Origin of the sequence: Yersinia mollaretii ATCC 43969 (assembly GCF_013282725.1) — a bacterium.
Taxonomy (GTDB): Bacteria; Pseudomonadota; Gammaproteobacteria; order Enterobacterales; family Enterobacteriaceae; genus Yersinia; species Yersinia mollaretii.
Map to the genome: position 1 here is coordinate 4,464,707 of NZ_CP054043.1, position 22,459 is coordinate 4,487,165.

The window sequence follows — 22,459 nt, forward strand, 5'->3', positions numbered from 1 at the left end:
TATATGCAGTCTGCACCTTCTATTTTTGTGAGTATTGCAAGTTATCGGGACCCAGAATTAATCCCGACGTTGCATGACATGATAAAGACAGCCAAACACCCTGAAAATCTCAATATTGCGATTTTCTGGCAAGATGATAAAGAGATCAAAACTTTCTTAAATCAGGGTATGCGACTGATCAAAAAGAAAAAACATCTTGGCTATCCATTACATCAGTTGAAATATAAGCATGCACGCATCTCGATTTTAAGTGTGCATTATTATGAGAGTAAGGGTGCCTGTTGGGCCAGACATATGGCCGAAAGTCTATTTAAAAATGAAACCTATTTCTTACAAATAGACTCTCACTGCCGGTTTATTCAAAACTGGGATCATGAAATGATCACTATGTTGAATAGCCTACGAGATAAGAGTCCTAAACCGATATTATCCAGTTATCCACCGGCCTATGAGCCTGGCGAGGACGAAAAAAGAAAAGATTATGTCAGCCGCTTAATCTTTAATGCCTTTTCGCCAGAAGGTATGGTGCAAATGACCTCAATGCCGGTTAAGGAAGACGCGCCAGTGCGTTGTGGATATTTAGCCGCTGGGTTTGTCTTCAGTGATGGTAGCTTTGTCCACGACGTCCCCAATGACCCAAACATTTTCTTTATGGGTGAAGAAATTGCCATGGCCACCCGCGCATTCACCCACGGCTACGATACTTATGCCCCAAACAAAATTTTGCTTTGGCATTTCTATACTAGAAAAAATCACAGCAAGGTTTGGACCGATCACAATAATGAGGCCAAGAAGTCAGGTGCTGTGGAATTAGCTTGGTGGGAGCGAGACAAAATAGCCAAAAGCCGGGTTCGTACTCTGCTAGGTACTGGACCTGATGCAGTTGAACTAGGCCGATATACGCTGGGTACACAGCGCTCTTTACAAGAGTTCGAATACCGCCTTGGGGTCAATTTTAATAAACGAGCCGCGCATCCTGATGTTGCTGGTGCAAAGAAAGTGAGCTATTTCGCTGACCTCCCCACCTCCCATGATCAGTGGTTAGAGTCCCTGATTATCGTGAATAAAAAAACGCTCAAAATAGAAAAACACGAAGTAGATTTCACCCGAGAAGATGTGGAGTGGTGGCACATTGGCGTTTATAACCCACAAAACGCGCAGGTCATGGTGGAAAAAGTTGATATCAGCAACATGAAGAAAATTATTACCAAAACCGATGACTCAACCTTTGAGTTAAAACTGGCTTTTAATAGCGAAACTGATTCAAACCCACGCACAATCAGAATATGTCCTTATATTCGCTTGCAGGGTTGGGGGGATGTAGTGGAGAAACCGTGGTGAAAAGCGAAGATATTTTTAAACAGATTTTAAGCATCGACACCTTATTATCATTCAATGGCATCATTCCATCGCTATCCGGCTTTCAGTTGAAGTTGATAGAGTTGATTGAGTCGCTATGTCTCACGCTGAAATCAGAACAACATCCCCCGATCGAAGTTGATCGTTTATGTCATCAACTTTGCCACTATCTCGATAAACGTACTGAAAACACGATTAAAGAGAAAGGATTAAGTTGGGATGGCTACTTATTATTAGATTATTTCTACGGTTACAACACGCCTTCACCCACCGATGGCGTCAGCTTAGAAGCATTATTAAACAGCGATGATAAGACTATCTATCAATATGCGCTCAAGATACTGGTCCTCTCACGTAATTTGCCGATACGTGATGTGAAATCACAACAATTACTCGTGCGTTACAGCCATAAATTATCACCGCCTAACCAGTTAATATCTGACGATGATGATAGTTACGTTGAACCTAATCACGAGGAAACGGTTAACTGTGTCGGACCACCTACAGTAGAAACAATGCCTGTGCAACGCCGTGTCTGGCTCTCTTTGGGCTTGCCGCTCTTTGCTCTGGCATTATCGCTCTACGCCCTCTGGTTCTGGTGTTTCCGTTATTTAGGTGATCTGTCATAAATGTTTAAGCTTAAATTCAATAAATCGCTATTGCTGTTATGGCTGGCAGCTTGTGGCGCTTTAATCGCAAGCATGACTTTTCAAGAAAATGCGTTATGGAATAACGTTATTTTCATTATTTTTCTAACACTATTGGTGATAACGGTTTGGAGACACTACGCGCTTAAACCGGCCCCCTCTCATCTGGAACAATCTAATCTAGAGCAACAGCCGCCTCAACCGGTAGTTGCACAGTTTGCAGATCAGGGAAATACCGTCATTTTGATTCTCGGCCCCTATGCGGATAAGTGGTTTAGTCATCCTACTTCGGCCGATAATACGCGTTTTTCCAACCATGCTATCTGGATCTTAATTCCTGATCCGGAGACATTACAAAAACGCCTCAAACATATTGCGGCCCATCACCCGTCAGCGCAGGTATTCACTTTCTTCCCGTTCTTGCCGGATGTGTATGAAGATACCTCGGTGATAATTTCGCAACTCCGTAAATGGCAGAACAGCTTTTCTACTCTATCACTGCAAACTCCCCTCCCCTGCGTGTTTGCTATTTATGTACAGTTGAGTGAGGAGCGCCTCAGCCATAATTCTGATAACGCTTATTGGACAGGGAATATTAACCTCGCCAAGAAGAAAGAGGTCGATCTTATCTCTGCTTTTCAAGCATTGGGCCAGAAGCTGGAGTTGCAAGATACCCACATCACAACATTCACTTCTCATCGCCATGCAATGGCTCACAATTTGTTTATATGGTTAAACGAATCCGGTGTGACAAATGCCTTGCAAATACTCTTCGCCCATACATCATTACAGTTAACTGAAGTAATTTTATCCGACAATGGCAAAGGGTTTATCAAACATGGTGCCTGGTCAGTATGGTTGGAAAAAACATTGGGTATTTTACCCGGTTTAGCCTCAGCCTTATTACTACCCCCTATCCCGGAAGTGATTAATTGGCAAAAAACGCCCGTGATATCTCCGGCGAAGCCAATCGTCATTACACCGCCCTCCCCTGCAAAATGGCTATGGAGTTTAGGTTTCGCCACCCTGCTATTAGCAGTCCACATGGTACACACTTTGTCACAACAGAGAGTTATCCATGAGCAGTTTAACCAGCAGATGGCTTCTTTGAATAATGTTAACGACCCATCTATTCAAGACATTGCAATTAATATTGCAAAGTTAACCGATAAGGGAAAAACATTATCTGCCTGTGTTAATACATTTGATATCACACACTGGGGGCTCTCTCAATGTGAGCCATTATTGAACCGAATAAACCGCCAGATTAAAATTTATAGAGATATTCCTGTTTTCAGCTCGACGCAAATGGCTCCGCTGTTTGACTCAAACAGCATAAAACTGAAGCCTAACACGCAAACCAGCGAGATGCTGAACTCCCTACTATTACTGGTTGAAAATAATCAAGGCCGTAAAGTTTTGATTGTCGGCCATTCCGATAATACCGGTAATGCTTCACTCAACATGGCACTTTCCGAGCGACGCGCGCAGGTCGTTCGCGACTGGTTAATCCAACAAAGTTCTCTCTCTATTGACGATTTTATTATCCGGGGAATGGGTGCATTAGAACCGGTCGCATCTAATGACACGAAAATAGGACAAAGCCAAAACAGGCGTGTTGAAGTGCTGTTATTACCAAAACAAAACAAAAATGTGGGAGTTTAAAATTCTATGAGCGCTATATCTTCGACCTACTCGATTTATGAGGGGACCTTCCTGACAATGGCCCCGATTATGGATAACTCAGTGAATATATTAATGTTCAGAGATCCTGACCACCACGAATATAACATTATTATTAACCGATCATGGCTAGCTGAAGAGCAGACCCCTGAAGAGTACTGTGAAAAAGAGATAGAGTCATTACGTAATACACTGCCGGGTTTTCAGGTTGAAGGTAAATTGCTCAAACATGAACTTGGTCCGGCAAAACTCCCCGTAGTACAAGTGGCAAACAATTTTTTGCAAAACGGAGAAAGGACCCGTCAGGTCCAGTCTATTGTGCTATTGCCACATGACGCTATATCAAATCCGGATAATCGTGCGATGCTTATTTTTACTTTAGCCACAAGCGCCGGGGAATTTACTGAATATCAACGTAAACATTACGTGCAAATCATCAACAGCTTCAATCCCAAAGTAGTATCAGTCCGTTAATATCAGGCAAAAATCACTTCACGCTACATTAGCCAATGTAGCGTGAAGTGAAAGTTCTGCCATAGTCTATTTTAGGAAGGCGATTTTTTATAAAAATGATTACTTTGCAATCTATTTTTAACGGAAAATACGTTAATGAATCAGATGCAAATAAAAACAGCCTCTTTATTGCTATAATTTTGCATATGTAATGCATAGTTATAAAACTCTAACCGATTTAGCACGCCCAGTTTTCTGATAGCATTTCGCCGATGGGTTAATATCGTTTTTTCAGAGCGCTCAAGTATATTTGAGATATCAGTAATACTGTGCCCTTGACCTGTCAACTCAAAAACCCTGCTTTCTGTGATAGAGAGTTGAATATAATTCTTCAACCCTAAACGTCTGAAGGTATCACTGTTCATCATATTAAAATGGCTCAAACGTGCAATGTTTATAATTTTCTTTATTTTAGATACAATATCATAAAGGTCTAATTGCGTACTGTTAAACGGGATATTTACCGTCATCATGGGTTTATTATTGCTGCCGGAATTTTTAATTATAAGGCTATTTTCCTGATATATATTAACTATCACCATGAAATCTTTAAATATCACATTAGCTTTGTGAGCTGCATTCATTTCATAAGGATAGACAAATAAATAATCATCATCGCCATCTTTATTGAATACTTTTTTTACCAGAGAAATCAAACCTAATTCATAAAAAGCATTTTGGGTTGTAATCGCTATACTTAACATATTTACACTCCTTGTTTTTACCCACTATTTTCAGTCAGTTTTGGCTGAGTGAATCTTAAATAGAAATGAGCACTACAAATATTAATTTGCATTATTTTATTATTCCAATTGTCACTACTTCACTGAAAAATAGTCCAGAATTGTGATAAGCAAAAAATTAAAAGTCGCTAAATATAACTAATTTCACTTAAACTTCGACTGTTTAGAACTGAAGAGACATGGCATTAACATTATTTACACTAGAGTATATCTTGTCAGGCAATTAAAAAGATAATCGTTTTAACAGATCAAAAATATCATATTAGTTGGTTATATCAATCAATTATAAACTCATAAAGCAACACAAAAGATCACCTAAATTCGAACAACATAAACACACAAAAAATAATATAAAACCAAAATTAAATAGCGCTAAAAATAAAAAACACAGCCATGAGAAACCATTAAAGCAGGGGTTAACTACATTCTAAATAATAATAAAAAACAAAAAAAGAGAGAAAATAGATTACCTTTAAGTACAATAAATACTGTTATAGATATATTTGACAACCATTCACCAATAAACAAACCACATCAATAAAACAAAATAGACAGAGTAAATTAAATATAAAAACGCCTATGATTGCATAAGATATCACTACAAACATGATGACATTAAAATACAAAGTGGCACATGAAACCTGGAGCATTATATTAATAAATTCATTCACAGAATAATCATTAATAGCATAATACACCGTTAATTAATATTATTTATTCCGTCCAATTCAGCACATAGATTCAATCCCCCATAGATGGATTTAGGCTAGCATCTTCCCCACGTTGAAGCGGTTTATATCTCACAGAGTATCAAGGCGGTAGCATGTCTACGGCGGCTTATGGAATCATTATTGACCACTATAGTGCTGTAAGTCGTGATACTTATCAAACAAGGCTAGGATGGTGCTCAGGCAGATAAAAGGTCTTTGCCAGAAATTGCCGATACCATTTGGAGAAACGTGAATAATATCGAAATGAGCAACTTGGTCATAATTAAGCTAATCGCCAATTGATGGGATATTGAACTGAAAAATGTTATTTGATATTGAGATCGTAATTTAAGGAACAAAAAAGAAAACCCCCAGCAAGTGCCGAGGGTTCAAAGGATGAGCTATTATGCTAAATCATATTTAGAAGGCGAGAGGTTATTCCCACTCAATGGTCGCTGGCGGTTTACCACTGATATCGTAAACCACGCGCGAAATACCATTCACTTCATTGATAATGCGGTTTGAGACGCGGCCAAGGAAGTCATACGGCAGATGCGCCCAGTGTGCCGTCATGAAATCGATGGTTTCAACAGCACGCAGTGAAACAACCCAATCATATTTACGGCCATCGCCCATCACACCAACGGAACGAACAGGCAGGAACACAGTAAAGGCTTGACTCACTTTATTGTACAAATCCGCTTTGTGCAGCTCTTCGATAAAGATGGCATCGGCGCGGCGCAGTAAATCACAATACTCTTTTTTCACTTCGCCAAGCACACGAACACCTAAACCAGGGCCAGGGAATGGATGCCGGTACAGCATGTCGTACGGCAGGCCCAACTCTAGACCAATTTTACGCACTTCATCTTTAAACAGCTCTTTCAGCGGCTCCACCAGTCCCAGTTTCATCTCTTTCGGCAAGCCGCCCACATTGTGGTGAGACTTAATCACATGCGCTTTACCGGTCGCAGATGCTGCGGATTCAATCACGTCTGGGTAGATAGTGCCCTGTGCCAACCATTTTACTTGCTCTTGTTTGCAGGCTTCTTCGTCGAACAGCTCAACAAAAACACGGCCAATGATTTTACGTTTTGCTTCTGGTTCATCCACACCGGCCAGTGCAGAGAGGAAACGATCTTCGGCAGCAACATGGACAATATTCAGGCCGAATTTATCGCCGAACATCTCCAGCACCTGATCTGCTTCGTTCAAACGCAGCAGGCCATTATCGACAAACACGCAGGTCAGGCGTTTGCCAATAGCACGATGCAATAGCATTGCGGTCACGGATGAGTCAACGCCGCCGGACAGGCCAAGGATCACGTGATCGTCACCAATTTGCTCACGCAAGCGGACAATAGCATCTTCAATAATGGTGGCTGGCGTCCACAGCGCTTCACAGGCACAGATATCCAGAACAAAGCGCTCCAGCAGGCGTTGGCCTTGCTTGGTGTGGGTCACTTCTGGGTGGAACTGCACGCCATAAAAACGTTTTTCTTCGTTCGCCATAATGGCAAACGGGCAGGTGTCCGTGCTGGCAACCGTCACAAAATCAGTGGGGATCGCGGTGACTTTATCGCCATGGCTCATCCACACATCCAGCACAGCTTCACCGGCTGGATTGATAGCATCTTTGATATCGCGGATAAGTGCACTATCAGTTTTAATCTCAACCTGCGCGTAACCAAATTCGCGCTGATTTGAACCTTCAACTTTGCCGCCCAACTGCATTGCCATGGTCTGCATGCCGTAGCATACACCCAGCACGGGCACACCTGCGGTGAACACATAATCAGGCGCACGCGGGCTGTCGTGTTCGGTGGTGCTTTCTGGGCCACCGGAAAGAATGATACCGCTTGGATTAAACTCACGAATCTGGGCTTCGGTCACGTCCCACGCCCATAACTCACAATAGACACCAATCTCACGAACACGGCGTGCTACCAGTTGGGTGTATTGCGAGCCGAAATCAAGAATAAGGATGCGATGCTTATGGATATTTTTTGTCATGTGCGGCAAATTCCAAAAATCCCCTTCTTACTTGATGTGACAGCGGTGTTAGCGGTTCCCCCCCGAATTACTGACTGATGTAAGCTCATCGGGGTTCATCCGTTTGCTGCCTTGCTGTCACGCCAATTAATCGGGTATTGATATTAAAATAAAAAACCGTCACCCGCCTTATCGCACGGGTGACTCTAGAGATAATCAGTAGTTAACCCATGCGATAATTCGGGGATTCTTTCGTGATGGTCACATCATGCACATGGCTCTCTTGAATACCAGCACCACTGATCCGAACAAACTCAGCTTTGGTACGCAATTCATTGATGGTGCCACAGCCGGTCAGCCCCATACATGAACGCAGACCCCCCATTTGTTGATGCACGATCTCTTTCAGCAGACCTTTGTATGCCACGCGCCCTTCAATGCCTTCCGGCACTAATTTATCGGCCGCATTGTCGGTCTGGAAGTAGCGGTCTGAGGAGCCTTTGGACATCGCGCCCAGTGAACCCATGCCGCGATAAGATTTGAATGAGCGGCCTTGATACAGTTCGATTTCACCCGGAGACTCTTCAGTTCCCGCCAACATGGAACCCACCATGACACAAGAGGCACCCGCCGCGATGGCTTTGGCAATATCACCGGAGAAACGAATACCACCATCGGCAATAACTGGAATACCGGTGCCTTCCAGCGCTTCGACGGCATCCGCAATGGCAGTAATCTGTGGTACACCGACGCCAGTAACAATACGTGTAGTACAAATTGAACCTGGGCCGATACCCACTTTAACCGCACTCACACCTGCATCCGCCAGTGCTTTTGCGCCCGAGCCAGTCGCGACGTTACCGCCCACGATTTGTAAGTTAGGATATTTAGCACGGGTTTCGCGGATACGTTGTAGAACACCTTCGGAGTGACCGTGGGAGGAGTCGATCAGCAGAACATCAACGCCAGCGGCAACCAGCGCGTCGATGCGCTCTTCGTTACCGGCACCCGCGCCGACAGCAGCACCGACACGCAGGCGGCCGTGTTCATCTTTACAGGCGTTTGGCTTGCGTTCTGCTTTTTGGAAGTCTTTCACGGTGATCATGCCGCGCAGGTGGAAGCTGTCATCAACAACTAACACTTTTTCGACCCGTTTTTCATGCATTTTTTGCAGTACAACTTCGCGAGCTTCACCTTCCTTGACGGTAACCAAACGATCTTTCGGTGTCATCACCGCCGTCACGGGTTGTTCCAAGTCGGTAACGAAACGAACATCACGGCCAGTGATGATCCCAACCAGCTCATAATCTTCGGTCACTACCGGATAACCGGCAAAACCATTACGGGCAGTCAGCTCTTTAACTTGGCGAAGAGTGGTGGTTGGTGTGACAGTCTGTGGCTCAGTGACAACGCCACTTTCATGCTTTTTCACCCGGCTAACTTCTTCAGCCTGACGCTCAATGGACATATTTTTGTGGATGAAACCTAAACCGCCCTCTTGTGCCAGCGCAATGGCCAGACGAGCTTCGGTAACAGTATCCATTGCTGCGGAGAGCATCGGGATATTTAGGCGGATAGTTGCGGTCAGTTGAGTGCCAAGTTCCGCCGTATTGGGCAGCACTGTGGAGTGGGCTGGAACCAGAAGAACGTCGTCAAATGTTAGTGCTTCTTTCTTGATACGTAGCATGGGCAATATCTCACCAAGGTGAATGTGAAAAGATAAAATATTGCCGTGGCATTCTACAGAGCGTAACCGATTGCCTCCAGTACTTTCTCATAATATTTCTTGCCAACCAATGTGAGGCAGGTAATATCGATCGATTAAGTGCTTGTTTTAAAATTTGATCCGGGTCACATGCCACTATCTTCTGCATCATCAATTTTTACGGTCAGCCGCCTTAATCAGACGGTACGACAGCTGCTGGAAATGGAAATGGGCCAGATTTGGCTCACTGCCGAGATATCCAACTTCTCCCAGCCGTCGTCCGGTCACTGGTATTTCACCCTGAAAGACGATCGGGCGCAGGTGCGTTGCGCGATGTTCCGCAACACCAATCGCCGCACCACTTTCCGCCCGCAAAATGGTCAACAAGTGTTGGTTAGGGCATCGATTACGCTGTACGAACCCCGTGGTGACTATCAATTAATCGCGGAGAGCATGCAGCCTGCCGGTGATGGATTACTGCAACAACAGTTCGAGCAGCTCAAACAGCAATTAGCCGCAGAAGGGCTTTTTGACCAGAGTGGTAAGCAATCACTACCCAGCCCAGCCAAGCAGGTCGGGGTGATTACCTCCTCCAGCGGAGCTGCGCTACACGACGTTTTACAGGTTTTACAGCGCCGTGACCCCTCGCTACCCGTGATTATTTACCCGACAGCGGTGCAAGGTGTCGATGCGCCATTGCAGATAGTCCGCGCCATCCAGCTCGCTAATTTACGCGCCGAATGCGATGTATTGATTGTTGGGCGCGGTGGCGGTTCGCTGGAAGACTTGTGGAGTTTCAATGATGAGCGGGTTGCGCGCGCCATCTTTAACAGCCGCATTCCGATTGTCAGTGCTGTTGGCCATGAAACCGATATCACTATTGCTGATTTTGTCGCTGATTTACGTGCCCCGACCCCTTCCGCTGCCGCAGAGTTAGTCAGCCGCAACCAGATTGAGTTGGTTAGGCAAATACAGGGGCAGCAGCAACGGATGGAAATGGCGATGGATTACTATCTGGCGCAGCGTGGGCAGCAATTCACCCGCCTCGAACACCGCCTACAGCAACAACACCCCCATTTGCGTTTGGCACGCCAGCAAACACTACTGTTGAAGCTGCAACGCCGCTTGGAAGAGAGCGCACAGACCCAGATTCGCTTATTAGGCAGGCGTACCGAACGGCTCCAGCAGCGCTTGGTTCAAGCCCAGCCGCAAGGGCAGATTCACCGTTATCATCAGCGGGTACAGCAGCAAGAGTACCGTTTGCGTCAAGCATTGGAGCGCCAACTCAATAGTTACCGTCAACGCTTTGGCATCGCCTGCTCCCAGCTCGAAGCTGTTAGCCCATTGGCAACGCTGGCCCGCGGCTATAGCGTCACGCAGACCCCGGCGGGCGTATTACTCAAGACCACCAAGCAAGTGCAAGCGGGCGATAAATTGACCACTCGGCTGCAAGATGGTTGGGTGGAGAGTGAAATAACCCAAATCAATGTGGCGAAGAAGCCTCGCCAGCGTAAAGCGGCAAAAGAGTAGCGGAACAGCTGTAGCCTATCGTTGCGCTATCAAACTGCTGGCAGGTAACTAAAACGAACACGGCTTTTCGAAATCAGTCCATGGCCCTGCTGGCAAAAATAATCGACTGCGCCACAAGCTTTAAGCACTTGTAGCGACTTGCCGCAATCGGGGCAATTTGCCTGCTGCTGATAGTTGCCATGGCAGTTGGCGCAATGATAGTGACCACTGACTTCAGTCATCACTTGCTGGCAAACCGGACATAACGCATCCATCACATCTCTCCTGTATTTCAGTTAAAAACTCACATCACGCCCAATGAACGTAAGAAATAGATCCCAAGCGCTGTGGTGAAGAATGACCCAACCGTGGTGAGTGCAATAATATTCGCCGCCAAGGTGGCATTGCCCCCCATCGCACGAGTCATCACATAGCTGCCTGCGGCAGTTGGGGTGGCGGAAAAGAGGAAGATAATCCCCAGTGTCGCGCCACGAAAGCCCATCAGCAAGCCACCGAGGGTCATTAATATTGGCACCACGAATAGTTTAGCTACCGAGGATAACGCCGCCACATTAGACGAACGAAACATCGCATGCCAATCGAGACTGGCTCCGGTACACAATAATGCCAGCGGAAGTGCTAGCGCAGAGATATAGCTACCAGTTTGTACAATCACCGTAGGAATAGGTAATTGGGTCTGAGCATAGGCTAAACCGCACAGTAAACCAATAATCAGGGGGTTAGTCACAATACTGCGTAACAAAGAGATCTTGCTGATTCTTCCGCCCTGTCCGGCTTGCAAGCTTCGCGTTAGCGTGATCACTGATAGCATATTAAATAATATCACTGTCACCGTCAGATACATCGACCCTAGCGCAACCCCTTCGGCACCATAGGCGGTCATGGCGAAAGCCAGGCCAACAATCGCCGTATTGGCCCTAAATCCGCCCTGCACAAAAACACCGCGCTCTTTCGGGTCTTTGACCAGCCACTTGGCTGAGAACTCGAGTAACAAGAAGGTGAGTAAAGTCCCGACGGCACCATAGATCACTAGTGGCAGGTTATCCATCAGACTTACGTTATTGGTGGCGACACTGAAAAACAGCAAGCAAGGGAGCGCGAGATTAAAAACCAGACGGGTCGCCCCATCGCAAAAGCGGTCATCCAACAAACCACCGCGCCGTAGCAGCACACCGAGCAACATCATCAGCAAGTTAGGGACGGTAACACCGAATGCGAAACTCCAAGTTTCCCATGACATGGCGGTTTCACTCCTTTTGTCTACCGTTAAGCGGCACAAGCCGAGGGTTGCCAAAATGGCATCTTAAATACGGTGCGCTAAAAAAGCAAAAAGCGCGGAATATCCGCGCTTTGCTGTAGTTACTTGCTTTTTTTCAGGTGTGAAACCAAGCGCTTACGTTTACGCATCTGATTCGGCGTCAAGGTATTGCGTTTACCCGCAAACGGGTTCTCACCCTCTTTAAACTGAATGCGAATTGGTGTACCCATTACTTTCAGTGAACGTCGGAAGTAATTCATCAGATAGCGTTTGTAAGAGTCTGACAAATCCGTCACCTGATTGCCGTGGATAACCACAATCGGCGGGTTATAACCCCCGGCATGGGCATACTTCAGCTTCACACGACGACCGCGAACTAACGGAGGTTGATGGTCTTCCTCCGCCATTTGCATAATACGGGTCAGTAATGAAGTCCCCACTCGCTTGGTAGAGCAATCATAAGCTTCCTGTATGGATTCAAACAGGTTACCCACGCCACTGCCGTGCAAAGCAGAAATAAAGTGAATACGGGCAAAGTCAACAAAGCCAAGACGCAGGTCCAGCATATCTTTAACCTGCGCACGGGCCTCTTCTGTCATGCCATCCCATTTATTGACGGCAATAACGAGTGAGCGCCCACTATTCAGAATAAAGCCTAGCAGCGACAGATCCTGATCCGAAATACCATCACGAGCATCAATCACCAACAGCACAACGTTGGAATCTTCGATGGCCTGCAATGTTTTAATTACTGAGAATTTTTCAACCGTTTCAGTGACTTTGCCACGCTTACGGACACCAGCGGTGTCTATGAGCACATATTCACGTTCATCACGGGTCATCGGGATATAAATACTGTCACGGGTGGTGCCCGGCAGGTCATATACCACCACACGATCTTCACCGAGGATGCGGTTGGTTAGTGTGGACTTACCTACGTTAGGACGCCCGACAATAGCCAACTTGATTGGTAGAGAACGCGGATCGAAATCATCTTCTACGTCATCTTCCGGGATTTCGTCACCATCAGCTTCCTGTGCAGCCCAATAGGCAGCATTGGCCTCTTCATCGGTCAGCTCAACTTCAGGCTCTTCGGCATCAATATAAGGTGCCATTACATCTTCAATCAGTTGGGTAACGCCACGACCATGGGAAGCCGCAATAGCATGTACTTCACCCAAGCCTAATGAATAGAAGTCGGCAGTAGCTGTGTCTGGATCAATACCATCAGTTTTGTTGGCAACCAAAAAGGTGGCTTTCTCACGGCTACGCAGATGTTGCGCAATGCCCTGATCAGCAGGCATCAGCCCAGCGCGTGCATCAACCATAAACAGGACAATATCGGCCTCTTCAATCGCCAATAACGATTGACCAGCCATCTTGGTTTCTACACCATCTTCTGTGCCATCAATACCTCCGGTATCGATAACAATAAACTCATGACCCTCAACCTCGGCACGACCATATTTACGGTCACGCGTTAGTCCGGGAAAGTCCGCAACTAACGCATCACGGGTGTGCGTTAAACGGTTAAATAGAGTGGATTTACCCACATTCGGGCGCCCGACCAGCGCGATGACAGGTATCATTGTTGAAGCCTCATTACTTAATTTTCAAAGCGTTACAGCGCTGCATCAAACCGCAACAGCACAGTTTTTAGAAGACAAACGGCCCCTGAACATCAGGAGCCGCTTTAAATCCTTCGTCCTTGACGTTGCAGCGATGTGATTTGCTGTAACGTCAAAAACTTTGGGTATTGGCCTGTTAAACAGGCACTGAATCAGAATTAACGGGTGAACGCGTAAACCGTGCCGCCTCTTGCCTGAACCAACAGCTTATCGCTGGCAACGACTGGCGCACTGAGGAAGCCAGAGCTATCCACGCTCTGTTGAGCAACAAACCGGCCATCATCAGTATTCACCCAATGCAGATAACCTTCGGCATCACCGACAACCAGATAGCCATTATACATCACTGGCGCAGTCAAGTTACGATGTAATAAATCGCTTTGACTCCAAAGGGTTATGCCGCCATCAGTCTTAAGTGCAACAATGCGGTCATTCTGATCAACCAAATAAATGCGTCCGCCGTCGACAATAATGTCGTTCACTGAACCCATTTCACGCTTCCACAGAATCTGGCCAGAGCGCAGATCCAGTGCTGTCAGGTTGCCGTTGTATGCCAGTGCATAAACCACACCATCAACCACAACTGGCGTCGTATCGACGTCATTCAGGCGGTCAATTTCAGTGGTACCGGTAACTTGAGAAATACGCTGCTGCCAGATCAACTGGCCCTGTTCCATCATCACCGCACTGACGCGACCATTGTCACCACCGACAAGCGCAGCACCGAATGCCACGGCTGGCGCAGATTCGCCGCGCAAAGACAACGCAGGTGTATCCAGATTCAGTGTCCACTTAATCGCGCCGTCAGACTCATTCAGTGCTTGCAACATGCCATTTGAGGTATGAATCAGCACCACGCCATCGCTAACCACTGGGCGGGACAAAGCTTCGCCCGCAACCGCTGTCTGCCATGCAATCTGACCATCGTCAGTATTAAGAGCATATACAATCGCCTTCTCACTACCGACATACACATGTGAACCTGAAGCTGTTACGCCACCAGATAACATTGCAGAGCGGTTGCTGGAAAGGAAGTTGGTTTTTTCAGACAGATCAGTTTGCCAAATTTGCTTGCCAGTATCTGCATCCATGGCTTTCACCAGACCTTTGCGGTCTGCTGCAAAGACAGTGTTCCCTTGCCAAGCGGGGCGTAAATGGGAGTAATAATCACCGACACCACCACCAACAGAGGTGCTCCACACTTTAGTTGGCGTGAATTGGTTCTCAACTTTTGGCAGTGGCGACATGGTAACCACATCTTCTTCACTGTTAAACAGTGAACAACCGCTCAATAGGGCAACAGAGACAAGTCCTACTAAGAGTGTTTTACGCAATTGCATGGGAGTACCCCTTAGCTGGACAAATTATTCAATTTCATGCGCAACAAAGCTTGCAGCGCCTGAGAAGCATTGGATTCGACACCTTTACTGTAAGCAGCCCGTGCACCTGAGATGTCACCTTTGCTTAATAACGCATCGCCTCGGACATCTTGAGCCATCGCAGTCCAGCCCTCACCTTGCACCGCATCCAGTGTTTTCAGTGCTTCATCTGGTTTTTTCAATTGCAGTTGCAGACGAGCAAGCCGCAAATTAATCAGCGACAGTAGGTTTTCATCTTTTGTCTGGCCCAGCGCCTGAGTGAGCTGCTGTGCGGCTTTATCAAACTCGTTTTGCTCAACGAAATGATGTGCCAGCTCTAGCCCAGCCAGTACGCCATAGTTATTTTTATTGCCCTGAACAAATTTTTCAGCAAGCGTAACACCATCAGCACTGTTCGCTGACAAAGCATCACTGGCTTGCTGATAGGCAGAGGAGGCTTCCGTCATGGCAGTATTTTGATGACTCTGCCAGTAACGCCAACCCACTAATGCACCAATCCCGAGCACCACACCCACGGCCAGCGCTTTGCCATTCTCACTAAAGAAACGGCGCACTGCATCAACCTGGTCATTATCAGTGGTATAGACTTCCACGGTGTCTCTCTCCTTAACCCAACATCAAAGCCAGACGCGCGGCAACATCCGCTTGCGCCAGCGTTTCTTGTTCACCATTCCGCAAATCTTTTACGACCACTTTCTGTGCAGCCACTTCGCTTTCGCCAAGCATTAATGCTACACGAGCGCCCCACTTATCAGCGCGGGTAAATTGTTTTTTGACATTACCGCCGCCGTAATTGGTCATTAACTTCAGCGTTGGCATGGCATCACGCAGGCTTTCAGCCAGTAGCATGGCCGCACTTTGCGTATTCTGACCTGACGAGATGACATAGACGTCAACTGTCGCCGGAACTTGGAAATCAGCATTGACGGCCTGCACCAACAGGACTAAACGTTCCAGACCCATCGCGAAACCAACAGCCGGTGTTGCACGACCACCTAATTGCTCAACCAAACCGTCGTAACGCCCACCGGCACAGACTGTGCCCTGTGCGCCCAAGCTGTTAGTCACCCACTCAAATACCGTGCGGTTGTAATAATCCAAACCACGCACTAAACGCTCATTAACGGTATATGGGATGCTGGCCTTGTCTAAAAGTTCACACAGACCTGCAAAATGTTGTTTTGACTCTTCATCCAGATAATCAGACAGCTTAGGCGCATCATTAAGCAACTGTTGAACTTCAGGATTCTTGGAGTCCAGCACTCGCAACGGGTTGCTGTACATGCGGCGCTTACAATCTTCATCCAGCACTTCAACGTGCTGCTCTAGGAAGGTCACCAGTGCTTCACGATAATCAGCGCGGGCATCCAATGACCCAATGGAGTTCAGCTCAAGCTGTACATGCTCCGAGATCCCCAAAGCACGCCACCAACGGGCAGTTAGCAGAATCAATTCGGCATCAATGTCCGGCCCTTGTAGACCGAAAACTTCAGCGCCCAATTGATGGAACTGACGGTAACGGCCTTTTTGTGGGCGCTCGTAGCGGAACATCGGGCCGATGTACCACAGACGCTGCTCCTGATTGTACAGCAGACCATGTTCAATACCGGCACGCACGCACCCTGCGGTCCCTTCCGGGCGCAGTGTCAGACTTTCGCCATTGCGATCATCGAAGGTATACATCTCTTTTTCAACTACGTCGGTGACTTCACCAATCGCACGTTTGAATAACGGGGTCTGCTCTACAATCGGCATACGAATTTCGCTGTAGCCGTAGCCTGCAAGCACCTGTTTCAAGATGCTTTCAATACGCTGCCATATCGCCGTGTCGGCCGGCAGATAGTCGTTCATACCACGAATGGCTTGAATGTTCTTTGCCACGTCTGTTCTCTGTAGTTTTATCCCAATCTAACGGGAAGCAGCAACATAGTTGGTTGCAACGCCAGTGAGTTTGGGCATAGTGCAAAAAATAAAGTCGATTATAGAGGCTTGCCACCTACTTATTCAATGGCGACAATTTGTACCTCTATAAGCGCAATAGGCAATATAAAGTGGGGCTTGCCCACTTTTACACGCTGACTGATGACACATTACCAGCAACGCTTATTTATCATCCAGCAGATTGATAGTAATTCGGTTATTAGCATCAAGCATTGATGCTTTGGCCCGAATCTTCGCTTCCAACTGATCAATCATGTTTTTGTTATCAAAGCGCTCTCTTTGGCGCACACCATCTTCGTAGAAGCCACTTTGGTTACGTGCACCCGTCACACCAATGGTTGACACCAATGCCTCACCTGGCCCATTGACTACACAACCAATGATAGAAACATCCATCGGTGTAATCAGATCTTCGAGCCGTTCTTCCAACGCATTCACTGTACCGATTACATCAAACTCCTGACGGGAGCAGGTTGGGCAGGCGATAAAGTTAATCCCACGCGCACGAATCCGCAGAGATTTCAGAATATCAAAGCCTACTTTAACTTCCTCAACCGGGTCCGCCGCCAGCGAAATACGCAGTGTGTCGCCAATACCTTCTGACAGCAGCAAACCCAGCCCAATGGCCGATTTTACTGAACCACTGCGCGCACCACCGGCCTCAGTGATCCCCAGATGCAAAGGATTATTAATTTGCTTAGCTAACAGACGATAGGAGTTTACAGCCAGAAAAACATCGGAGGCTTTAACACTGACTTTAAACTGGTCAAAATTGAGGCGATCGAGAATATCGACATGACGCATCGCGGATTCAAGCAGGGCTTCCGGCGTAGGTTCACCGTATTTCTCCTGAATATCTTTCTCCAGCGAACCGCCATTGATACCAATACGAATGGGGATATTGTGATCACGTGCACTGGCAACCACTTCCCGAATACGAGATTCGTTGCCAATATTACCGGGGTTAATTCGTAAGCAATCAACACCATATTCAGCGACTTTAAGAGCAATTCGGTAGTCAAAATGAATATCAGCAACCAGCGGCACATTAGACTGCTGTTTGATCAGCTTAAACGCCTCAGCCGCATCCATAGTCGGCACTGAGACACGCACGATATCCACGCCAACACGTTCCAATGCCCTAATTTGGGCAACGGTTGCATCTACATCCGTGGTTTTGGTATTGGTCATTGACTGCACGGCAATCGGTGCGCCATCACCAATAGGCACTTTACCGACGTAAATCCGGGTAGACTTACGGCGGATAATGGGGGATTCGTTATGCATTACACACTCTCCTTTACAGTCGTGTAGGTTATACAACAAAGCAGTCTTTCAAAACTAGGGTGGTTGTTCTGAATCACCTTATCGTTTCTCAAGACCACAATATTACTCTACACCGACAGTCAGGCGGGCTACGCGATTAGCCTTAATAAACTTAGTTAGATCTACTGGGTTACCCTGATAAGTGATGGTCAGTGCACCCGGTGCACCAATGGTCAGCTTATAGGGTGACTTACCTGATAGATTGAGGGTCGCCCCCCCTTTCTGGATACCGCTAAACAGCGTTTTGCCACTCGCGTCAACAACCTGTAACCAGCAATCAGCGGTGAAGTTCATGACCAATGAACCCGCAGATGTTGCAGCACCATTCACCCCAGCGTCCGCTGTAGGCAAAGGTGATTGTGCGGTAGAAACATCAGGCAATGGAGCCTGACTTGGAGAAACGACCACTGACTCCGCTGGAGCCGTTCCCTGGGTTGTTGTCTCGACACGGCTATTCGCCGTATCTGCTGGTGCTGCACTGTTGGTGACAGGGGCAGTACCACTTGCTGCTGGTGTAGAGGCAGTCTGGCTGTTGACAACAGGTGACTGAGCATCCGGGGATGCCGCAGGATCACTATTATCATCAGTCAGCGGCACTGGTTGCCCACCATTTTGCGACAGTTGAGCAGAGGATTGATCCGCCATAGTGACGATTTCTGCTTGCTGCGCTTGATGATTTTGCCACCACCATGCTCCAGTCAGTCCCAGCACAACCAACACAATAAGCCAGGTGAACGTCATCAACCAGCCATCACGTTTTTTATGCTTTTTACCCAATGAGAAACTTTGCATTGGGGCGACTTTCGCCGCTCTGATTGGAGCTTGTTTTTCTAGCATGGGTAACAGTTCATCTTCGGGAAGGTGAACCAGTTTGGCGTAAGAACGAATGTAACCACGGTGGAATGTCGAGGCGAGATTAGCTTGTGCTTTATCCTCCTCAATATCGCGGATTGTGGATACCTTCAGACACAGACGTTCTGCAACCGTCTGCTGAGTTAGCCCTAGTGCTTCACGGGCTTGACGCAGGCGCACACCTGTCGTCTCTGGAACAGTTTGATCTTGGGAGGCTTCAGTATTCATTAGCTAGAAAATGCTGGTACTGTTTGGATTGTGGAAAACTTCGCGCAAGCTGCTTGCCATAGCGTTGAACACTATCTTGACGGCCTGCTAGCGCGGCGAAACGAATTTGTAGCCATAAACTTTCAGCACTGGCTGGTAGCGTATGTTGGTAAACATCCAGTAATAATTGCGCTTGAGCGCGATTCCCTTCTCCAAAATGCCTTTGAGCTTCTGCGAGCAGCGGCTCACCCTTATCCGGATCATACTTCAATGCCCGGCTCAGTAATGCGCGAGCCTGATCATTTTGATTAGCCCGTAAAAAGCAATACCCGGCGTTTTCCAGACTATCGGCAACTTGACCGTAATCAGGTAACAGTGCTGCTGCGCTAAACTGTTGTTGGGCCGATACATACTGCCCTAAACTACACAGAAACGCACCGTAATTATTCAGTACAGTGCCATTTCCAGGTGCCAGTTTCATCGCATGCTGATAACGCTGCTCTGCGGCACTGTTTTCACCAATACGTTGTTCGTAAAATGCCATGCCCAATTGAGCGCGATAATCCTGCGGATCTGCCTCTACAGCCTTCTCAAGATTCTGCCGCGCGGCATTAAGATCACCTTGCGCCAAATACTCTAAACCCAGTTGTAAACGCGTCTGCCCCGCCGCTGGCTGATCGTTTTTTTCTGGCGATGAACCAGAACAGCCCGTCAGTACCGTTGCTAGCAGGCAAACTCTCCACAGTCTTGTCAGCTTCATGCTCTCTCAATTGTCCTTATGTGTGAAGATGAGTGTCGAAATCAGGCACTCATGTTATTCCCATTACTGACATTTGAATAACTTTTTCAGTATGGCGCACGCTACGAATTATAAGTTAAATAACAATTAGTTATCTGGATTTCGTTAATCTTATGAATCAGACTGTCTTAATGGCGATAGGTTCACCCGCCATTTTCTTTTTCAACGTGCGCTTGGTGCGGTCGATAACTTCACCAGCCAATTGGCCACATGCCGCATCAATATCATCGCCACGAGTTTTACGCACAATGGTGGTAAACCCGTAATCCATCAATACCTTAGAAAAACGATCCACCCGGCTATTTGAGCTGCGGCCATAAGGTGCGCCAGGGAACGGGTTCCATGGAATCAGGTTAATCTTGCATGGCGTGTCTTTTAAACACTCCGCCAGTTGATGGGCTTGCTCGGTACTGTCATTGATGTGATCCAGCATAACGTATTCAACCGTAACCCGCCCACCATTGGCTTTGGATTTATCCAAATAGCGACGAACCGCCGCCAAGAAGGTTTCAATATTGTATTTACGGTTGATTGGCACGATTTCATCGCGGATATCATCGGTCGGCGCATGTAACGAAATGGCCAATGCAACGTCAATCATATCACCCAGTTTATCCAGTGCCGGAACCACCCCCGAGGTGGATAGTGTCACGCGGCGTTTGGACAAACCAAAACCAAAATCGTCCATCATGATATCCATGGCGGGCACGACGTTATTCAAGTTCAGCAAGGGTTCGCCCATTCCCATCATGACTACGTTGGTGATGGGCCGAGTGCCAGTTGATTTTAATGAGCCAATAATCTTCGCTGCACGCCATACTTGCCCAATAATTTCGGATACACGTAAGTTGCGGTTAAAGCCCTGTTGCGCCGTTGAGCAGAATTTACACTCTAATGCGCAACCTACCTGAGATGACACACAGAGCGTGGCACGGTCAGCTTCCGGGATATACACGGTTTCGACCTGCTGATCACCCACCTTAATGGCCCATTTAATGGTGCCATCGGTAGAGCGCTGCTCTTCCGCCACTTCAGGTGCGCGGATTTCGGCCACTCGCTGTAATTTAGCGCGCAGCACTTTATTGATATCGGTCATTTGCTCGAAATCGTCGTAGCAATAGTGATACATCCACTTCATGACCTGATCTGCCCGGAAAGGTTTCTCGCCCATTTTGGCAAAGAATTCGCGCATTTGTTGGCGATTTAAATCGAGCAGATTAATTTTGCCTGTGACAGGGTTTGCGGTTTCAACCGCATTGTCAGGCTGAGGAGCAGCATCAATCGCGGTTGATGCAGTTAATAATTGTTCGGACATGAGTTGTCGTGGCCTCGTTGTTACACTTTACGGCGCTGCGCTTTACACCAGGTATGGCTTCAGAAACGGCGATGAATAAGATAAATCAATAATAGAACGCCCCAGCAGAGATGTCTCCGCCGGGGCGCTGCATTGTACGAATTTTAAAGCATGGATTCCACGATTGGAAAGGTGTTCGACCCACTTTATTGTTTCTGTTGGTTAAATATCAACCATTCCCAAACGGAATCAATCCATTAGCTGCGAGGAAAAATTTCATCCGCAGCGAAGAAATAAGCGATTTCACGCTGTGCTGATTCAACTGCATCAGAACCGTGTACGGCGTTAGCCGTAAAGCTGTCGGCGAAATCAGCACGCAAAGTCCCGGCCAGAGCATTATCTGGGTTAGTCGCGCCCATGATATCACGGTGGCGCTGAACCGCATTTTCGCCTTCCAAAACCTGAACCATGATAGGACCAGAGGTCATAAATTCAACCAAACCATCGAAGAATGGACGGCCTTTATGCTCAGCGTAAAAACCTTCTGCTTGTTCTTTAGTCAAATGCAGCATTTTTGCAGCAATAATTTTGAAACCAGCACTTTCAAAACGCGCATAGATAGCACCAATGTTATTATTGGCAACAGCATTGGGTTTGATAATGGAGAAGGTACGTTCTAAAGCCATGATAACCTCTATTGGATTTCTAATATTGACCAGACTCGGAACTCGCCCCCACAAACGCCCCCCGATAAGTCGGTAAGCTTGGCTGGCAGGCGGTTCCTTGACGGCAAGATAATGCCGCCCCTGTACAGTGGCCGCAGATTATATGTGTGCGATTAGCGCTTGCATATGGGATTACAACAATTTGTTAAAAAAAATTTATCTTAATTG

The 22,459-nt window shown here is 47.0% G+C and carries 19 protein-coding genes; 5 read left to right on the forward strand and 14 right to left on the reverse strand.

Going from position 1 to position 22,459, the window contains the following annotated elements; translation table 11 throughout:
• The first annotated feature begins 3 nt into the window (after nt 1–3).
• The 4 genes from HRD69_RS19820 to HRD69_RS19835 are packed head-to-tail and all read left to right on the forward strand — an operon-like array spanning nt 4 to nt 4,163.
• Complete coding sequence (locus tag HRD69_RS19820) at nt 4–1,341, forward strand: GlcNAc-transferase family protein (RefSeq protein WP_004875818.1); 1,338 nt, start codon at nt 4–6, stop codon at nt 1,339–1,341.
• Nucleotides 1,338–1,988 carry a hypothetical protein gene (locus HRD69_RS19825; protein ID WP_032814879.1) on the forward strand — a complete coding sequence of 217 codons (651 nt, stop codon included), beginning with the start codon at nt 1,338–1,340 and terminating at the stop codon, nt 1,986–1,988. Before HRD69_RS19820 ends, HRD69_RS19825 begins: the two co-directional genes overlap by 4 nt.
• The gene (locus tag HRD69_RS19830; protein WP_050538264.1) at nt 1,989–3,671 is read left to right on the forward strand and encodes an OmpA family protein; all 1,683 of its coding nucleotides are present in this window, start codon (nt 1,989–1,991) and stop codon (nt 3,669–3,671) included.
• Between the two features lie 6 nt (nt 3,672–3,677).
• The gene (locus tag HRD69_RS19835; RefSeq protein ID WP_032814863.1) at nt 3,678–4,163 is read left to right on the forward strand and encodes a DcrB-related protein; all 486 of its coding nucleotides are present in this window, start codon (nt 3,678–3,680) and stop codon (nt 4,161–4,163) included.
• Between the two features lie 140 nt (nt 4,164–4,303).
• Here HRD69_RS19835 and HRD69_RS19840 read toward each other — a convergent pair whose 3' ends face one another.
• The 3 genes from HRD69_RS19840 to guaB all read right to left on the reverse strand — a co-directional run bounded on the left by HRD69_RS19840 (nt 4,304) and on the right by guaB (nt 9,334).
• Entirely contained in the window at nt 4,304–4,906 is a 603-nt protein-coding gene (locus tag HRD69_RS19840) for a helix-turn-helix transcriptional regulator (RefSeq protein WP_004875813.1), read from the reverse strand.
• Nucleotides 4,907–6,090: 1,184 nt separating this feature from the next.
• Nucleotides 6,091–7,668: a glutamine-hydrolyzing GMP synthase gene (guaA, locus tag HRD69_RS19845; protein WP_004875812.1), complete on the reverse strand. Its 1,578-nt coding sequence runs from the start codon at nt 7,666–7,668 to the stop codon at nt 6,091–6,093.
• Between the two features lie 202 nt (nt 7,669–7,870).
• On the reverse strand, nt 7,871–9,334 hold the full coding sequence (guaB, locus tag HRD69_RS19850; protein WP_004875811.1) for an IMP dehydrogenase: 1,464 nt from the start codon (nt 9,332–9,334) through the stop codon (nt 7,871–7,873).
• 168 nt (nt 9,335–9,502) lie between these two features.
• Here guaB and xseA point away from each other — a divergent pair, with 168 nt between their 5' ends.
• Complete coding sequence (xseA, locus tag HRD69_RS19855) at nt 9,503–10,882, forward strand: exodeoxyribonuclease VII large subunit (protein ID WP_004875810.1); 1,380 nt, start codon at nt 9,503–9,505, stop codon at nt 10,880–10,882.
• Between the two features lie 29 nt (nt 10,883–10,911).
• On the opposite strand, the gene HRD69_RS19860 is transcribed toward xseA, so the two are convergent.
• The 11 genes from HRD69_RS19860 to ndk all read right to left on the reverse strand — a co-directional run bounded on the left by HRD69_RS19860 (nt 10,912) and on the right by ndk (nt 22,252).
• A complete protein-coding gene (locus tag HRD69_RS19860) occupies nt 10,912–11,136 on the reverse strand; it encodes a zinc ribbon domain-containing protein (protein ID WP_004875809.1) in 225 nt (74 codons plus the stop codon).
• 29 nt (nt 11,137–11,165) lie between these two features.
• Nucleotides 11,166–12,122 carry an AEC family transporter gene (locus HRD69_RS19865; protein WP_032814862.1) on the reverse strand — a complete coding sequence of 319 codons (957 nt, stop codon included), beginning with the start codon at nt 12,120–12,122 and terminating at the stop codon, nt 11,166–11,168.
• Nucleotides 12,123–12,241: 119 nt separating this feature from the next.
• Nucleotides 12,242–13,729 carry a ribosome biogenesis GTPase Der gene (der, locus tag HRD69_RS19870; RefSeq protein ID WP_004875807.1) on the reverse strand — a complete coding sequence of 496 codons (1,488 nt, stop codon included), beginning with the start codon at nt 13,727–13,729 and terminating at the stop codon, nt 12,242–12,244.
• Nucleotides 13,730–13,926: 197 nt separating this feature from the next.
• Nucleotides 13,927–15,108 carry an outer membrane protein assembly factor BamB gene (bamB, locus tag HRD69_RS19875; protein WP_004875806.1) on the reverse strand — a complete coding sequence of 394 codons (1,182 nt, stop codon included), beginning with the start codon at nt 15,106–15,108 and terminating at the stop codon, nt 13,927–13,929.
• A gap of 11 nt (nt 15,109–15,119) precedes the next feature.
• Nucleotides 15,120–15,740, reverse strand: coding sequence for a YfgM family protein (locus tag HRD69_RS19880; RefSeq protein WP_004875805.1), 621 nt, complete (start codon nt 15,738–15,740; stop codon nt 15,120–15,122).
• A 13-nt stretch (nt 15,741–15,753) separates the two neighbouring features.
• A complete protein-coding gene (gene hisS, locus HRD69_RS19885; RefSeq protein WP_004875804.1) occupies nt 15,754–17,028 on the reverse strand; it encodes a histidine--tRNA ligase in 1,275 nt (424 codons plus the stop codon).
• Nucleotides 17,029–17,250: 222 nt separating this feature from the next.
• Nucleotides 17,251–18,375, reverse strand: a complete 1,125-nt coding sequence (gene ispG / locus HRD69_RS19890) for a flavodoxin-dependent (E)-4-hydroxy-3-methylbut-2-enyl-diphosphate synthase (protein ID WP_004875803.1) — start codon at nt 18,373–18,375, stop codon at nt 17,251–17,253.
• A gap of 102 nt (nt 18,376–18,477) precedes the next feature.
• Nucleotides 18,478–19,494, reverse strand: coding sequence for a cytoskeleton protein RodZ (gene rodZ, locus HRD69_RS19895; RefSeq protein WP_032814861.1), 1,017 nt, complete (start codon nt 19,492–19,494; stop codon nt 18,478–18,480).
• Nucleotides 19,484–20,233 (reverse strand): type IV pilus biogenesis/stability protein PilW, encoded by a 750-nt coding sequence (gene pilW / locus HRD69_RS19900; protein ID WP_004875801.1) that lies wholly within the window; start codon nt 20,231–20,233, stop codon nt 19,484–19,486. Before pilW ends, rodZ begins: the two co-directional genes overlap by 11 nt.
• A gap of 157 nt (nt 20,234–20,390) precedes the next feature.
• Nucleotides 20,391–21,587: a dual-specificity RNA methyltransferase RlmN gene (gene rlmN, locus HRD69_RS19905; protein WP_004875800.1), complete on the reverse strand. Its 1,197-nt coding sequence runs from the start codon at nt 21,585–21,587 to the stop codon at nt 20,391–20,393.
• A 236-nt stretch (nt 21,588–21,823) separates the two neighbouring features.
• Nucleotides 21,824–22,252 carry a nucleoside-diphosphate kinase gene (ndk, locus tag HRD69_RS19910; protein ID WP_004875799.1) on the reverse strand — a complete coding sequence of 143 codons (429 nt, stop codon included), beginning with the start codon at nt 22,250–22,252 and terminating at the stop codon, nt 21,824–21,826.
• Nucleotides 22,253–22,459 lie beyond the last annotated feature (207 nt).

Coding starts and splice junctions, on each gene's coding strand:
- ispG (WP_004875803.1), bottom strand. CDS start 18,375: ATGCATAACGAATCCCCCATTATCCGCCGTAAGTCTACCCGGATTTAC.
- ndk (WP_004875799.1), bottom strand. CDS start 22,252: ATGGCTTTAGAACGTACCTTCTCCATTATCAAACCCAATGCTGTTGCC.
- HRD69_RS19860 (WP_004875809.1), bottom strand. CDS start 11,136: ATGGATGCGTTATGTCCGGTTTGCCAGCAAGTGATGACTGAAGTCAGT.
- bamB (WP_004875806.1), bottom strand. CDS start 15,108: ATGCAATTGCGTAAAACACTCTTAGTAGGACTTGTCTCTGTTGCCCTA.
- guaA (WP_004875812.1), bottom strand. CDS start 7,668: ATGACAAAAAATATCCATAAGCATCGCATCCTTATTCTTGATTTCGGC.
- guaB (WP_004875811.1), bottom strand. CDS start 9,334: ATGCTACGTATCAAGAAAGAAGCACTAACATTTGACGACGTTCTTCTG.
- HRD69_RS19835 (WP_032814863.1), top strand. CDS start 3,678: ATGAGCGCTATATCTTCGACCTACTCGATTTATGAGGGGACCTTCCTG.
- HRD69_RS19820 (WP_004875818.1), top strand. CDS start 4: ATGCAGTCTGCACCTTCTATTTTTGTGAGTATTGCAAGTTATCGGGAC.
- HRD69_RS19865 (WP_032814862.1), bottom strand. CDS start 12,122: ATGTCATGGGAAACTTGGAGTTTCGCATTCGGTGTTACCGTCCCTAAC.
- pilW (WP_004875801.1), bottom strand. CDS start 20,233: ATGAAGCTGACAAGACTGTGGAGAGTTTGCCTGCTAGCAACGGTACTG.
- HRD69_RS19830 (WP_050538264.1), top strand. CDS start 1,989: ATGTTTAAGCTTAAATTCAATAAATCGCTATTGCTGTTATGGCTGGCA.
- rodZ (WP_032814861.1), bottom strand. CDS start 19,494: ATGAATACTGAAGCCTCCCAAGATCAAACTGTTCCAGAGACGACAGGT.
- rlmN (WP_004875800.1), bottom strand. CDS start 21,587: ATGTCCGAACAATTATTAACTGCATCAACCGCGATTGATGCTGCTCCT.
- HRD69_RS19840 (WP_004875813.1), bottom strand. CDS start 4,906: ATGTTAAGTATAGCGATTACAACCCAAAATGCTTTTTATGAATTAGGT.
- der (WP_004875807.1), bottom strand. CDS start 13,729: ATGATACCTGTCATCGCGCTGGTCGGGCGCCCGAATGTGGGTAAATCC.
- xseA (WP_004875810.1), top strand. CDS start 9,503: ATGCCACTATCTTCTGCATCATCAATTTTTACGGTCAGCCGCCTTAAT.